Below are 13,466 nucleotides of genomic sequence, written 5' to 3'. Positions count from 1 at the left end.
CGGACATGCACAAGCTCGCGAACCGCGTCACCGCTCTGCTGGCCGTGCTCGTCGCCGTCGCCGCCCTCGGCGCGTCGACCGCGGTGGCCGCCCACCCGACGGCCGGGCAGAAGCCCACGATCGTCCTCGTCCACGGCGCCTTCGCCGACGGCTCCGGCTGGACCCCCGTCATCGAGCGCCTGCAACGGCACGGCTTCACCACCGTCGCCGTCGCCAACCCCCTGCGCGGAGTCCGCTCCGACGCCGACGCCCTCGACGCGCGCCTCGCCGGCATCGACGGACCCGTGGTGCTCGTCGGCCACTCGTACGGCGGTGCCGTCATCACGAACGTGAAGACGCGTTCACCGAAGGTGAAGGCGCTGGTGTACGTCGCCGCCTTCGCGCCCGCCGAGGGCGAAGCGGCGGCACAGCTCGCCGGGAAGTACCCCGGCAGCACCCTGGGCGAGACGCTGGCGCCGGTGCCGCTGCCCGACGGCTCGCAGGACCTCTACATCAAGCCCTCGCTCTTCCGGCAGCAGTTCGCGGCCGACGTCCCGGCCCGGCAGACCGCCGTGATGGCGAGCACCCAGCGCCCCATCCGGGACGCGGCCCTGGGCGAGGCGTCCGGCACCCCGTCCTGGACGAGCATCCCCTCGTGGTTCCTGCTGGCCGGCGCCGACAAGAACATCCCGTTGCGGGCGCAGGAGTTCATGGCCGAGCGGGCCGGCTCACGCGCCACGGTGACCGTCGAGGGGGCCTCGCACGCCGTGGCGGTCTCGCGTCCGGACGCGGTCGTCAAGCTCGTGGTCCGCGCTGCGGGCTGATCCCTTCCTCCGGTCCCCGCGAATCGCGGGGACCGGAGGACGTTCTCAGTCGCCCACCGGCCTCAAGGACACCGGGGCTGTGGTGGAGTCCCCGGCGGCGTGAGGGGGATGGACTGGGCGTGCCGGAAGACGTCGTCCGGGTCCACGGCCCGCTTCGCGCGCACCAGCCTGGCGAAGTTGGTGTCGCCGTAGTACAGCTGCCACCAACTCGCCGCGCCGGCGGTGGGTCCCCGGGGGAGGTCGGCGTCGAGGTAGTTGACGAAGCAGCCGTCGGTGGCCGTGCCGTCCGGGTCGTCGTTCGCGGCCGCGGGCACGCCGCCGGTCTCGGCGTAGATCTCGCAGTAGGCGTTGCGCAGCCACTCGACGTGGTCGTCGTCCTGCGCGGGGTTGCCCCAGAAGGACATGTACTGGACCTTGATCACCGAGTCGCGGTGCGGGGTGGCGGTGGCGTTCTTGGCCACGGCGTTGACCCGACCTCCGTAGGTGTCCAGGGAGACCCGCGCTCCTTCCGCACCCCGACCCGCGGCGGCGAAGGTCCGCACGAGGGCGTCGACCTGGTGGTCGGTGAGACGCCGGTGGTAGGCGGACTTGTAGTCGGCGCGGTGGTGCCAGGTGCCCTGGCCCAGCTCGTGGGTGGCGTTGAGCCACGGGCGCGCCGGGTGGCCGTCGAGGCTGCGCGGCTTGGTGGCCGCGGAGGAGACGGTGAGGACCGCGCCGAGGAAGTCCTTCAGGGTGGCACGGGCCCGGGTCAGGCTGTCGGGGGTGTCGTCGTCGATGGCGACCTGGGTGGTCGGGTTGATCGCCCGCGAGTCGGAGGTCACCCGGGGGAACACGCGGGACAGGGCGAACAGCTGGTTGGCCGCGTGCGCGTCGGGCGCGGAGTGGTGTTCGCACCAGCGGCTGAAGCGGCCCGGCATCGCGGCCGGCTCCCCGCCGCCGGAGCCGACCTGGTCCCACCCGATGGTGAGGTCGTGCAGCAGCACCTGCCGCGGGGCGCGGGGCAGCAGGCCGCGCGGGGGAGTGCGGTCGTCGGCGCCGGGCCCGCGCAGCAGCTAACGCGTGACCACGCCGAAGTTCCCGCCCCCGCCGCCGGTGTGCGCCCACCACAGGTCGCCGTCGGCGCCGGTGCTGTCGCGGGTGACCAGGCGGACCTCGCCGCCGGCGGTGACGACCTCGACGCCGTGCGGGCGGTCCACGGTCAGCCCGTCCCGGCGCGACAGCAGGCCGTAGCCGCCACCTACGACGTGCCCGCCCGCACACCCACGCGAGGGTGAACCGCGTGGGAGAACGAGTGGCTTCCCCCGTTCACGGTCGACACCGGCACGACCGCGTGGACTTCAGCGCCCGAGGTCGGCGGTGTTCGGCCCGTCCGGGCGAGTCGCCGCCAGCCGCTGGAACTCCTCCTCGCTGATCGGCAGCGTGGTGTACTCGAGCAGCATGCTGCCGGTCGGCTGCCAGCCGTCCGACGTCCACAGCTCGTACTCGAGCTCGTACGGGTTGAGCAGGCGCTTGGCGAGGAAGAGGGCGTTGTCGAGGTGGTAGACGTCGTCGCCCTTGCGGAAGACCGCGTGGTAGTCGTCACTCCGGTCGCCGACCCCGCGCACCCTCCCCATCGTCACGGCGACGTAGCGGGAAGAGCGGAAACCGCGCTCACCCAGCTCCACCACCCACCATTCCGGCTCCAGCCGCCCGAGCACGTCGGTGGGCTGCCAGCCGAGGTCGTCGATCGTCTCGTCGACCGAGCCGGTGCGGCGGACGAGATCGTGGCGGCGGAGCCCCTCGTGGGAGGTGTGACCGTGCCACACGTCGAAGTACCTGACCTCGGCCGTCTCCCGTCCCCGACGGATCCGTTCGACGTCCTCGGGGCCGACCGGCAGCAGGTGCTTCTGCCACGGCGCCCGCCCCCGCACCCACGTTCCGCCGTGCATGAACGTCTCCCAGTCGCCCTGATCGGCGGCCGGGCACCGGAGCAGGGCGTGCGCGCGGTCCACGTCCACCACGTCGACCAGGTGCTCGAACTCCGCGAAGTAGTAGTGGCCGTCCACCGGTTCGGCGCGCCGCCGCGCCGCCAGCAGGGCGAGGACAGCGGCCAGCTCCTCCCGCTGGTACTCGGCCAGCGGCAGCGTGAACCGGTGGTCCGGCGACAGCTCCTCGACCACCGCGACCGCGGAGCGCAGGTCGACCATGTCGGCCTGGTTCCGGAACACCGCGAAGGCGCCACCCTCGCGCTTCTCCCGTGACGACGGCGGAGGTGGTTGCTCGGGCCGCTCGGCGTCGGTCCGGCGCATCAACCGCTCGACCTCGGTCGGGGTCACCTCGCGGTACTCGTCGTCGGAGTCGCGTTCGTTCGCCCTGGACAGGTCGGTGCTCGACGTCCACCTGCCGTGACCCTCGTACCGCTCTTCGTCGTAGCCGGTGACCGAGCGGTAGAGGTTCTCGGCGTTGCTGACGTCGGACATGCCGAAGCCGTCCTTGAACAACGCGTAGTACCGGTACTCGGCCAGATAAGGCTGGTACATGCGATCACCCCCGTGATCGACACAGGGTACCGGCGAGCGAGAGCCGTGGGGTGCCTACTTCGAGTCGACGCGCCCGATCGGTGCTGTGCCGTCGGCCAGCATCGCGGTGGCCCGCGCCCAGGCCGGGTCTCCGGGGTAGAGCGCGCTGCGCAGGTAGGCCCAGATGAGCGCGCGTACGGCGGCGACGCGCTCGGGGTCCTCGTCGGTGGTCTCGGCCGCGTCGAAGGCCGAGATGCCGCCCAGTCCGTGCTCGGCCTCGAAGATCTCCAACCGGGTCTTGGGTGCCGGAGCCGCCGTGTAGGGGTCGCTGCGCCAGTCACGTCGGTCGGAGAAGAACGGGTGCCAGTCCTTCTCGCCGACGACGACGAGGACTTCCGGCGTCATACCGTCGAACTCGGTGGTCGTGAGCACCGCGTAGGACTGGGCCGCCGGGCCGTTCAGGTCCTCGCCGCGGCCGGGCGCGGCGATCATGACGCGGGCGCCGAAGCGCGCGTCGACGGTTCCGACGGTCGAGCCGTCGTGGGTGTCGGTGGTGGTCTGGCCCGAGATCAGTCCCACCGCGTGGCCGCCGGCCGAGTGCCCGACGGCGGCGATCCGGCCGGCGTCCACCCGCCCGGCCAGCCCGGGTGCGGTGCGCTCGATCTCACCGAGGTGGTCCACCACCAGGCGAAGGTCCTCGGCCCGTGATCGCGAGTACAGCGGCGCGTCCGGGTGGTCGAGCTCTCGCAGGCCGAGGAACGCGGCGTCGAGGTGGGTGGGCTGCACCACGACGAACCCGTGGGCGGCCCAGAAGTCGACCAGCGGGCCGTAACCGTAGGACGAGGAGACGAAGTTCGACGGGCCGTGCCCGTGCGAGAGGACGATCACCGGCAGGTCGGTGCCGACGGTCGGGGCCGATACGCGAACCGCCAGCGGGACCGGGCGGCCCGGGACGTCGATCAGGACGGGGTGGTACGAGGCGACGGGTGCGGGGTCCGTCACCGGGAACCCGGCGGCATACGTCGACGGGTCTTTCGCGGGCTCCAGATGTCCCTCGGTGTGCTCCATGGCTTCCAGTCTGCGATCGTTCGGCTGAACTGAGAATGCTTGACGGGACGGTTTTTCTTCGCGAAAGTTCAGGCGTGATCAGCGACCCCCTCTCCGAGGTGCTCGACCTCGTCGAGGTCCGCGGCCAGCTCTCCGGCGCGTTCGCGGCACGCGGGCGCTGGGTCACCCGGTCCGCCGTCACCAGCCCGCTGAAGGTGTCGGTGGTGGTTCGCGGCCGGTGCCGGTTGTCGACCGACGGGCTCGACGCGCCGATCGGGGTGGAAGCCGGCGACATCGCGCTCCTGACCGGCCGCTCGTGGCTGTGCGCCGAGGGCGGCACGGGCGAGGGCCCGCTCGTGGAGTTCGCGCCCGAGGCCGATGACTACGACGTGCGCGTCGGCGGCGCGGACTTCGCCGTCGACGACGTCATCGTCGGCGGTCACGTCGGGTTCAACCCGGCCGGTGCGGCCCTGGTGACGCAGGCGCTGCCGCCGGTGGCAGTCGTCCGGGCATCCGACTCCGCCGCGCCCGCCCTGCGCGCGTGCTTCGACCGGCTGGTCGAGGAGGTGACGGGCCGGCGGATGGGTGCCGCCTTCGCGGTTCGCCAGCACGCCCAGCTGTTGGTCCTGGAGGTGTTCCGCGCCTACCTCCGCCAAGCTGAACTGCCACCGGGATGGCTCCGGGCGCTGACCGACGACCGGCTGCGTCCGGCGCTGGTCCTGATGCACGGCGAACCCGGTCGGCCTTGGCGGCTGGAGGAGCTGGCCCGCGCGGCCGCGATGTCGAGGACGTCATTCGCCGTGCGCTTCCGGTCCGTGGCCGGCGTCCCCCCGCTGACCTACCTCAACTCGTGGAGGATGCTGCTGGCTCAGCGGGCGCTGCGTGACGGGGACGTCCGGATCGGCGCACTCGCCGCCCGGCTGGGCTACACCTCGGAAAGCGCCTTCAGCACCGCTTTCAAGCGGGAGGTCGGCGAGGCGCCGGTGCGCTACCGCCACCGGCACTCGTCGTGACCGCCGGCGCGCCGCGGACGTTCAGGCCAGGAACATCGCGGACAGCCGCGGCAGGTGCTCGCGGAACGCGTCCTCGTCGGACCAGTGCCAACCCGGTCCCGCCGGCTCCTCCGGCCGCGTCACAGCGGCGAGCGCCTGGTCGACGGCCTCGTGGAACGAGTCCGTTTCGCCGCACACCCGTTCGTACGCCTCTTCGACGCACGTGCCGATGGCCTGGAAGCCCAACCAGCCGTCGCCTTCCTCACCGGCCATCGCACGGACCACCGGCACGTCGGCGAGCGTGTCGGGGTCGCCGACCGCACGGGTGAACACGTCCCGGCCTTGCAGGATCAGTCCGTCCCGGAAGTCCATGAACCCGTCGTCACCGCAGCCACCCTCGATCAGGTACGCCGCTTGCCACAACGGGTGCCGGTACGCCGAGTCCGTGACCCGGACGAACGTGACCTCCCAGTCGACGATCTCGTCAGCGCCGAGCTTCGAGAGCTCGTCGGTCAGCGCGGCGGGCAACGGATCGTCCGCGTGGTTGCGGTCCCCCGCACGGTCACCCACGGCGACACGTGCCCGTTCGACCACAGCCCACCAGTCGTCCATCTCCACTCGCGCATCGTATGGGCGGACAGCATGCGGGGGCTGACGCCGTCGACCGCCCGCTCCGGTTCCACAGGAGTGCGAACGTTCTTGTGGCGCTGCCGAAGTCAGCGCGAAGCACCGGTGGCGAGCGGGCAACGCACCCCGCCTGGTCGCCGATCCACGCACGTGCGGCGATCATGTGCCCCACTCCGGCACGCCTCAGCCTCGGTGAGCCTGCTTGTAGAGTTGCCGCAGTGGAGCGTTCCGAGATCTTCGACATCGCCCACCTGCGCCATCCGATCGCGGCACCCGTGGGGCCCCAGCGGCTGCGCGAACTGGTCGGTTGGCTGCGCCCGAGCGACGGCGCCCGCGCCGTCGACCTCGGGTGCGGCGAGGGCGAGTGGTTGCAGGAGTTGCTGCTTGCCCACCCCGGCATCACGGGCGTGGGGATCGACCACATGCTCCCGGCCTCTGCGGCCGGGCGTGCCGGCGAGCGGGGGCTGAGCGACCGCGTGCGCTGGGTCGAAACGGATGCCGCCACCTGGGCCGACGGGCTCTTCGACGTGGTGCTGTGCGTCGGTGCGAGCCACGCCTTCGGCCGGCTGACGGACATGCTGGTCGCGGTCCGGCGGCATCTGCGCCCCGGCGGCCAAGCGCTGATCGGCGACAGCATCTGGGAGGGCACCCCGTCGGCCTCTGCCCTGGCGGCGCTGGAGGTTCCCGCCGACGCCTATCCCGACCTCGCCGGCTTCGTGCGAGCCACCCGTGAGCACGGGTTCGAGCCGTCGTACGGGCACGTGAGCACGTTGGCCGAGTGGGACGACTACCAGTTCAGCTGGACCGGGTCGCTCGTCGACTGGGCCGTGCGGGAGGCCCCGACGACGGAGGATCGTGACCAGGCGCTTGCCGTTGCACGTGAGCGCCGCGAAGCGTGGCTGAGCGGCGCGCGACGCGAGCTCGGGTTCGCCACCTTCGTCCTGCACGACGTCGCCGCCGCCGGCGCGCGCGGCTGATCGGCGTTCACATCGCTGCCGATGTGGTTGCCGGCGCTTTCACCGTGGGGATCCGGCCGTTGTCACCCAAGGCCGCCGGCGGGCTGCGTTCGGGCTGACCGGTCGAGTCGGCCGGGGTCTCATCTCGACCCCCGGCCGACTCGACCGGTTCACCGCTCGTCAGCTCCGATTGCGGAGGGGTTCCCAGGACTCACGCGCCCAGCTCGACCACCGTGCGGACGGCCGACTCCAGGGCGAAGGTCATCGAGCCGCCGTTGGGTTCGAAGCCCGCGTGCTCACCGGCGAAGTGGACGCGGCCCTCGGGACGGCGGATGATCGGGAGCAGCTTCTCGTGGCCCACTTCGGGCAGGATGTACGAGCCTTCGACGTAGGGCTGCTTGTCCCAGACCACCGACGTGCCCACCTCGAAGTGCTCGCGCGTGCCCGGCAGCACCTGCTCCACCTGGTCCAGGGCGAAGTCGACGCGCTCCTCGGCGGTCATCGCGCCGATCGCGCGGGCGCGCCAGCCGGTCAGCAGGCACTCGAGGATCTTGCGCGGTCCTTCCGCGCGCGGCGTGGCGTCGCGCAGCCAGCGGACCGGCAGGTCGGTCGAGTAGCTGACCGCGCGGCCCTCCCAGAACTGCCGGCGGACCTGGAGGTAGACGCGCACGATCGACGAGTACTTGAGCTTGCGCATGACCTCGACCTTGTCGGCGGGCAGCCGGGCCTCACCCAGGTCGATGTGGCGGATCGCGCTGAACGGCACGGTGATCACCACGTGCTCGGCGGTGATCGAGCGCAGCCTGCCGTGCTCCAGGAACGTCACCTCGGCCGCGTCGTCGTCCTGGCGCACGCGCACCACCGGCTTGCGGTAGTGGATGCGGCCGCGCAACCGGTCGGCGAAGGCGTGCGGCAGGCGGTCCGTGCCGCCCTTGATCTTCGACCACCGGGGGTCGGCGTGCGTGAGCGAGTGCGGGCTCGCCTCGTGCCTCAGCCACGCCAGGGCGGACGCCGACTTCAGGTCGCCGCCGCGCATCTCCAGGAACAGCGGCTCCATCAGGTCGATCGCCGCCGGGGAGGCCCCGCGCTCGCGCAGCACGTCGTACACCGAGCGCTCGTCGTAGGGGAGCAGCTTCGGCGTGGCGTGCCACTGCTCGGCCGTCAGGTCCGGGCGCAGCTCGTCGGCGAGCCCGGTGACGTACCGCTTGATCATGCCGGGCACGTCGAGGTCGCGCTCCTCGTCGGTCAGCGCCAGGCCGGAGCCCGCGACGGACTCCTGGTCCGGGCCGAAGAACCGCCCGCCCATGAAGTAGGCGAACTGGGAGTCGACCAGGTCCGCCACGTCCATCTCCACACCCAGCTCGCGGGCGTAGTGGTGGACGTAGTGGCAGTGCGGCGTGATCGTCATGGCGCCCGCCTCGACGTGCATGCCGTCGGCGAACGGGTGCCGCAGCGTGTACGCCCGCCCGCCGGGGCGCTCGGACGCCTCCAGCACCGTCACGTCGCACCCGCGGTTCGCCAGTTCGTAGGCGGTGGCCAGCCCGGCGAGCCCCGCTCCGACCACGACGACGCTGCGCGGGGGGCGCAGGCCGGGCAGTCCGTTCTCCAGCTCACGGCGCACCTGCGCCTGGGTCGGCTCTCGCACGTTCACGCACCTTCTTCCTCGGTAGCGGCGGTTGTGTCGCCGCGCTCAGCGGCGGCCTGCCGCGCGCAGGTCGGCCACCGACTCGCCGGCGACGAACCAGTGCGCCGGTTCGCACTCGGTGACGGTCACCCGGATCACCTCCGGTGACACGCCGAGCGCCCGCGCGGTGGCCTCGGTGAGCGCGCTGCCCAGGGCGGCGATCTCGCTCTCCGCCCGGCCCTTCAACAGGGTCACGTGGATCTGCGGCATGGGTCTTGTCGTCCCTTCACCTCTGTCCGCGGCGGCAGGTGTACCGGTCCAGCCGTTCCCGCAGCTCCTGTGCGCAGCGGGGACAGGTCAACTGGTCCGGGTGGTCGTGGTCGACGTGGTGGCGCAGCAGGCGCAGCGCGGAGGAGGCGCTGCCCAGGTGCGCCTCCAGCACCGGGATGTGCTGCTCCGCCAGCGTTCGCGCGCCCGACCGGGGGTCGGACGAGAGCAGCGTCCGGACCTCGTCGTGGCTGAGCTTCCCGCCCTCGACGTAGGTCCGCACGAGCGCGAGCCGGCGCAGGTCCTGCTCGTCGAAGTGCCGGCGGCCGTTGCGGCGCCGGGTGGTGATCAGGCCCTGCTCCTCGTAGAAGCGCAGCGCCGGCACGCGCATCCCGAACCACCGGGCGACCCGGCCGATCGGCGCGAGGTGGTCCTCAGGCATCGCGCCTCCCGCCGGAGAACTCCTCCAAGTCCGCCTTGAGGCATCGGGCGGTGTGCGATCCCTTGGCCTTGAGCAACTGCGCAGGCGTGCCCTCGAACACGACCTCGCCACCGTGCCGCCCGGCTTCCGGGCCCAGGTCGACGACCCAGTCCGAGCGGCGCACGACGTCCAGGTCGTGCTCGATGACGATGACGGTGTTGCCCGCGTCCACCATGCGGTCCAGCAGCGCCAGCAACCGGTCCACGTCGGACATGTGCAGGCCGGTGGTGGGCTCGTCGAGCACGTAGACGTTGCCGGTCTCGTGCAGCCTGCCGGCGAGCTTGAGCCGCTGGCGCTCGCCGCCGGACAGGGTGGACAGCGGCTGGCCGAGCGTGAGGTAGCCCAGGCCGACCTCGGACAGCAGCTCCAGCCGCCCTCGGATGCCGTCGTCGGTGAAGAAGCGCAGGGCGTCGTCGGCGGTCATGGCGAGCACGTCGGCGATGGTGCGGCCGTCGACGGTGTGCGCCAGCGCCTCGGGCCGGTAGCGGCTGCCGCCGCACGCCTCGCAGGTGGTGGTGACGGGGTCGAGGTAGGCCAGGTCGGTCTGGATGACGCCGCGCCCCTTGCACTCCGGGCACCCGCCGGTGGAGTTGAAGCTGAACAGCCCGGGGTCCTGGCCGGTGGCGCCGGCGAACAGGGTGCGCACCGGGTCCATGACGTCGAGGTAGGTGGCGGGCACCGAGCGCAGCGAGATGCCGACGGCCGACTGGTCCACCACGACCGCGTCGGGGTGCTGCCGGGGCAGCACCTTGGCCACCAGCGTGCTCTTGCCGGAGCCGGCCACGCCGGTGACCGTGGTGAGCACGCCGGTGGGGAAGTCGACCGAGACCTCCTTGAGGTTGTGCAGCTTCGCCTTGCGCACCGGCAGGACGCCGGTGGGCTCCCGGAAGGTCTCCTTGAGGCCGGGTACCGAGCGCATCGCCCTGCCGGTGGGCGTGGCGGCCCGGCGCAGCTGCGCCACGGTGCCCTCGAAGACGACCTCACCGCCCTCGGTGCCCGCGCCGGGGCCCATCTCCACGACGTGGTCGGCGATCCGCAGCACGTCGCGGTCGTGCTCGACGACGAGCACCGTGTTGCCCTTGTCCCGCAACGCGATGAGCAGCTCGTTGAGCCGGTGCACGTCACGCGGGTGCAGGCCGACGCTGGGTTCGTCGAAGATGAAGGTGAGGTCGGTGAGGCTGCTGCCGAGGTGGCGCACGGTCTTGAGGCGCTGGCTCTCGCCGCCGGACAGGGTGGGCGTCTCGCGGTCGAGGGTGAGGTAGCCCAGGCCGATGTCGGAGATCCGGCGCAGCGCGGCCAGCGCCGAGGCGGTGATCGGCTTGGCCGCGGGGACGTCGAGCCCGGCGAGCACGTCGATCAGCTCGTCGACCTCCATCGCGGTGAGGTCGGCGATGGAGTAGCCGGCGATCTTCGAGGCGAGGGCGGCGCGGTTGAGGCGCCCGCCGCGGCACGCGGGGCACGGGCCCTCGCTCACGACCTCCTCGACGGCGGCCCGGTCGCGCTCGTTGAGCGAGTCGAGGCCCTTCTTGAGGTAGCGGCGGGTGAACCGCAGCACCACACCCTCGTACTCGTTCTTGTAGACGCCGTGGCGGCCCGCGCGGTCGACCTTGAACCCGCTGCCGTGCAGCAGCTTCTCCCGGTCGGCCGCGCTGAACCGCTTGATCGGCTTGTCCGGGTCGAACAGGCCGGACTCGGCGTAGAGCTGCCACTGGAAGGTGCCCTTGGCGAACGTGGGGAACCGGATGGCGCCCTCGTTGAGGCTCTTGTCCTCGTCGATGAGCTTGTCCAGGTCGAGCCGGACCGTGCGGCCCAGTCCCTCGCAGTCGGGGCACATGCCCTGCGGGTCGTTGAACGAGAACTTCGTGGACGGTCCGGCGGTGGGCTTGCCGTGCCGGGAGAACAGCACCCGCAGCACCGGGTGGACGTCGGTCATCGTGCCCACCGTGGACCGCGAGTTGCCGCCCACCGGCTTCTGGTCGACGACGATCGCGGTCGACAGGTTCTCCACGACCTCCGCGTCCGGCCGCTCGTAGCGGGGCAGCCGGTTGCGGATGAACGAGGGGAACGACTCGTTGAGCTGGCGTTGCGACTCGACCGCGATGGTGCCGAACACGACCGACGACTTGCCGGAGCCGGACACGCCGGCGAAGGCGGTGAGCTGCCCCTTGGGGATGCGCAGGGAGACGTTCTTGAGGTTGTTCTCCCGGGCATTGCCCACCACGATGTGCCCACCGGAGCGGACTCCTCCGCGATCGCTCATCTCCACCCTCCCGCTCCCCGGATGGTTTCCGTGCGGCAATCATATAGCGGCCGCCGTCGCCTCGCCACACGGCTGACCACCGGGCGCCCACCGCCGTCCCGGCCGGCTGGTTCACCTGATGACGGCGTACGCCTGCTGGCCTCGCGGGCTGGCCGCGGCCAGCACCAGGTCCTCGTCGCGGCCGGTCGCGCACACCTTGCCCAGGGTTCCCGCCTGCACCTCGTGCACCTCGTGGCCGCGGCGGCGCAGCTCGTCGAGGACCGCCGGGTCGCGGCCCTCCTCGGTGACCAGCGCGAGCGGGCGGGACCGGCGCGGGGTGAACGACGACGGCACGTGGTCGGTGTGGAACGCGGTGGCCTCCACCGCCTCCTGCACCCCCATCCCGAAGTCGACGTGGTTGACGAAGAAGTTCAGCGTCCACTGGTCCTGCTGGTCGCCGCCCGGCGTGCCGAACGCCAGGTACGGCCGGCCGTCGCGCAGCACGACGGTGGGGCTCAGCGTGGTGCGCGGGCGCTTGCCCGGCGCCAACGAGTTCGGGTGGCCCTCCGCCAGCCACGCCATCTGGCCGCGGGTGCCCAGCGGGAAGCCCAGGCCGGGCACCACCGGGGAGCTCTTGAGCCAGCCGCCGCTGGGCGTCGCCGCGACCACGTTGCCCTCCGCGTCGATGGACGTGACGCAGCAGGTGTCCCCGCGCGCGGCGGTCCGCCGCACCACCGCGGGCACGCCGTCGTCGATCTGGGCCAACCACGACGGCTCGTCCGCGGGCGCGTCGTGGTCCACCAGCGGTGGCACGAACGGGTCGCGGCCGTCGGGGGAGCCGGGCCGCAGCACGCCCGAGGCGACCGCGTCGACGAGCGCCCGCCGCTCGTCGGCGTACCCGCGGTCCAGCAGCGCCTTCAGCGGCACGTCCGCGTGCTGCGGGTCGCCGTACCACGCCTCGCGGTCGGCGAACGCCAGCTTGGCGCACTCCACCACGGTGTGCAGGTGGTCGGCGCTGCCCGCCCCCATGGACGCCAGGTCGAACCCCTCCAGCAGGGCCAGCTGCTGGAGGAACACCGGTCCCTGCGACCAGGGGCCGGGCTTGTGCACGCTCAGACCCCGGTAGGACAGCGAGACCGAGTCCTCGACCGTCGGCCGCCACGCGGCGAGGTCGTCGCCGGTGATCAGGCCGCCGTTGCGCCGGCCGGTGGCGTCCACGACCCGCGCGGTGGTGGCGAACCGGTCGATCGCCTCGGCCACGAAGCCCTCGTAGAACGCCCGGTGCGCGGCGTCGATGCGCTGCTCGCGGGTGCCGCCCGCGGCCTGAGACTCGGCCAGCACCCGCCGGTAGGTGGCCGCCAGCGCCGGGTTGCGCAGCCGCCCGCCCGGCCGGGGCGCCTGCCCGTCGACCAGGTAGGTGCGGCCGGACTCGGCCCACTCGTCGCGGAACAGCTCCTCCAGCGAGCCGATCATCTCCGCCGCCTTGGGCAGCACCGGGTAGCCGTGCTCGGCGTAGTGCACGGCGGGCGCGAGCACGTCGGCCAGCGGCAGCCGGCCGTAGTCGCGCACCAGCAGCAGCCACGCGCCGAACGCGCCGGGCACGCACGCGGACAGCAGGCCCGAACCCGGAACGGCGGACAGGCCGCGGTCGCGGAACTCGGCGATCGTGGCACGGGCGGGCATCGGGCCCTGCCCGCACACCACCTCGACCCGCTCGGAGCCGGCGCGGTGGACCATGATCGGCACGTCACCCGCCGGTCCGTTGAGGTGGGGCTCGACCACCTGGATCACGAAGGCCGCGGCGGCCGCCGCGTCGAAGGCGTTGCCGCCCAGGTCGAACATCGCCATCCCGGCGGCCGAGGCGAGCCAGTGGGTGGAGGACACCGCGGCCTGGGTGCCGCGCAGTTCGGGTCGGGTCAACACGGTGTGCGC

12 protein-coding genes and 1 pseudogene are annotated in these 13,466 nt (G+C 72.5%); 3 read left to right on the top strand and 10 right to left on the bottom strand.

Translation table 11 applies throughout. The features are described 5' to 3' along the window. Window positions 1-5: 5 nt before the first annotated feature. Entirely contained in the window at window positions 6-803 is a 798-nt protein-coding gene (locus ACIQMJ_RS26770) for an alpha/beta fold hydrolase (protein ID WP_499763740.1), read from the top strand. Between the two features lie 62 nt (window positions 804-865). Here the strand turns inward: ACIQMJ_RS26770 and ACIQMJ_RS26765 are convergent, their stop codons facing one another. The 4 genes and pseudogenes from ACIQMJ_RS26765 to ACIQMJ_RS26750 form a co-directional block, all read right to left on the bottom strand. After that, window positions 866-1,786 (bottom strand): BBE domain-containing protein, encoded by a 921-nt coding sequence (locus tag ACIQMJ_RS26765; protein ID WP_499763739.1) that lies wholly within the window; start codon window positions 1,784-1,786, stop codon window positions 866-868. 69 nt (window positions 1,787-1,855) lie between these two features. Then, window positions 1,856-2,074 (bottom strand): annotated as a pseudogene (locus ACIQMJ_RS26760) (FAD-linked oxidase); the annotation flags it as partial. 66 nt (window positions 2,075-2,140) lie between these two features. After that, on the bottom strand, window positions 2,141-3,322 hold the full coding sequence (locus ACIQMJ_RS26755) for a hypothetical protein (RefSeq protein WP_499763738.1): 1,182 nt from the start codon (window positions 3,320-3,322) through the stop codon (window positions 2,141-2,143). A 54-nt stretch (window positions 3,323-3,376) separates the two neighbouring features. Then, window positions 3,377-4,369, bottom strand: coding sequence for an alpha/beta hydrolase family protein (locus ACIQMJ_RS26750; protein WP_499763737.1), 993 nt, complete (start codon window positions 4,367-4,369; stop codon window positions 3,377-3,379). Window positions 4,370-4,443: 74 nt separating this feature from the next. Here ACIQMJ_RS26750 and ACIQMJ_RS26745 point away from each other — a divergent pair, with 74 nt between their 5' ends. Beyond that, complete coding sequence (locus tag ACIQMJ_RS26745) at window positions 4,444-5,361, top strand: AraC family transcriptional regulator (RefSeq protein WP_499763736.1); 918 nt, start codon at window positions 4,444-4,446, stop codon at window positions 5,359-5,361. A gap of 21 nt (window positions 5,362-5,382) precedes the next feature. Here the strand turns inward: ACIQMJ_RS26745 and ACIQMJ_RS26740 are convergent, their stop codons facing one another. Beyond that, window positions 5,383-5,952 (bottom strand): DUF4240 domain-containing protein, encoded by a 570-nt coding sequence (locus tag ACIQMJ_RS26740; protein WP_499763919.1) that lies wholly within the window; start codon window positions 5,950-5,952, stop codon window positions 5,383-5,385. Window positions 5,953-6,185: 233 nt separating this feature from the next. Between ACIQMJ_RS26740 and ACIQMJ_RS26735 the strand changes: the two genes are divergently transcribed. After that, window positions 6,186-6,944, top strand: coding sequence for an SAM-dependent methyltransferase (locus ACIQMJ_RS26735; RefSeq protein WP_499763735.1), 759 nt, complete (start codon window positions 6,186-6,188; stop codon window positions 6,942-6,944). A gap of 190 nt (window positions 6,945-7,134) precedes the next feature. Here the strand turns inward: ACIQMJ_RS26735 and ACIQMJ_RS26730 are convergent, their stop codons facing one another. The 5 genes from ACIQMJ_RS26730 to ACIQMJ_RS26710 form a co-directional block, all read right to left on the bottom strand. After that, window positions 7,135-8,568 carry a flavin monoamine oxidase family protein gene (locus ACIQMJ_RS26730; RefSeq protein ID WP_499763734.1) on the bottom strand — a complete coding sequence of 478 codons (1,434 nt, stop codon included), beginning with the start codon at window positions 8,566-8,568 and terminating at the stop codon, window positions 7,135-7,137. A gap of 45 nt (window positions 8,569-8,613) precedes the next feature. Beyond that, window positions 8,614-8,817: a tautomerase family protein gene (locus ACIQMJ_RS26725; RefSeq protein WP_499763733.1), complete on the bottom strand. Its 204-nt coding sequence runs from the start codon at window positions 8,815-8,817 to the stop codon at window positions 8,614-8,616. Between the two features lie 16 nt (window positions 8,818-8,833). Further along, on the bottom strand, window positions 8,834-9,256 hold the full coding sequence (locus tag ACIQMJ_RS26720) for a MerR family transcriptional regulator (RefSeq protein WP_499763732.1): 423 nt from the start codon (window positions 9,254-9,256) through the stop codon (window positions 8,834-8,836). Beyond that, entirely contained in the window at window positions 9,249-11,555 is a 2,307-nt protein-coding gene (locus ACIQMJ_RS26715; RefSeq protein WP_499763731.1) for an ATP-binding cassette domain-containing protein, read from the bottom strand. Before ACIQMJ_RS26715 ends, ACIQMJ_RS26720 begins: the two co-directional genes overlap by 8 nt. A 111-nt stretch (window positions 11,556-11,666) precedes the next feature. Further along, a complete protein-coding gene (locus ACIQMJ_RS26710) occupies window positions 11,667-13,457 on the bottom strand; it encodes a gamma-glutamyltransferase family protein (protein WP_499763730.1) in 1,791 nt (596 codons plus the stop codon). Between the last annotated feature and the right edge of the window lie 9 nt (window positions 13,458-13,466).

The sequence above is a fragment of the Actinosynnema sp. NPDC091369 genome (genome assembly GCF_044757065.1).
Lineage (GTDB): Bacteria > Actinomycetota > Actinomycetes > Mycobacteriales > Pseudonocardiaceae > Actinosynnema.
The sequence above is the reverse complement of the archived record's forward strand: the minus strand, read 5'-3'. Positions and strand labels throughout refer to the sequence as shown.

Excerpts from the sequence above, each read along its gene's own strand:
- ACIQMJ_RS26750 (WP_499763737.1), bottom strand. The coding sequence starts at position 4,369 with ATGGAGCACACCGAGGGACATCTGGAGCCCGCGAAAGACCCGTCGACG.
- ACIQMJ_RS26720 (WP_499763732.1), bottom strand. The coding sequence starts at position 9,256 with ATGCCTGAGGACCACCTCGCGCCGATCGGCCGGGTCGCCCGGTGGTTC.
- ACIQMJ_RS26755 (WP_499763738.1), bottom strand. The coding sequence starts at position 3,322 with ATGTACCAGCCTTATCTGGCCGAGTACCGGTACTACGCGTTGTTCAAG.
- ACIQMJ_RS26715 (WP_499763731.1), bottom strand. The coding sequence starts at position 11,555 with ATGAGCGATCGCGGAGGAGTCCGCTCCGGTGGGCACATCGTGGTGGGC.
- ACIQMJ_RS26770 (WP_499763740.1), top strand. The coding sequence starts at position 6 with ATGCACAAGCTCGCGAACCGCGTCACCGCTCTGCTGGCCGTGCTCGTC.
- ACIQMJ_RS26740 (WP_499763919.1), bottom strand. The coding sequence starts at position 5,952 with ATGGACGACTGGTGGGCTGTGGTCGAACGGGCACGTGTCGCCGTGGGT.
- ACIQMJ_RS26725 (WP_499763733.1), bottom strand. The coding sequence starts at position 8,817 with ATGCCGCAGATCCACGTGACCCTGTTGAAGGGCCGGGCGGAGAGCGAG.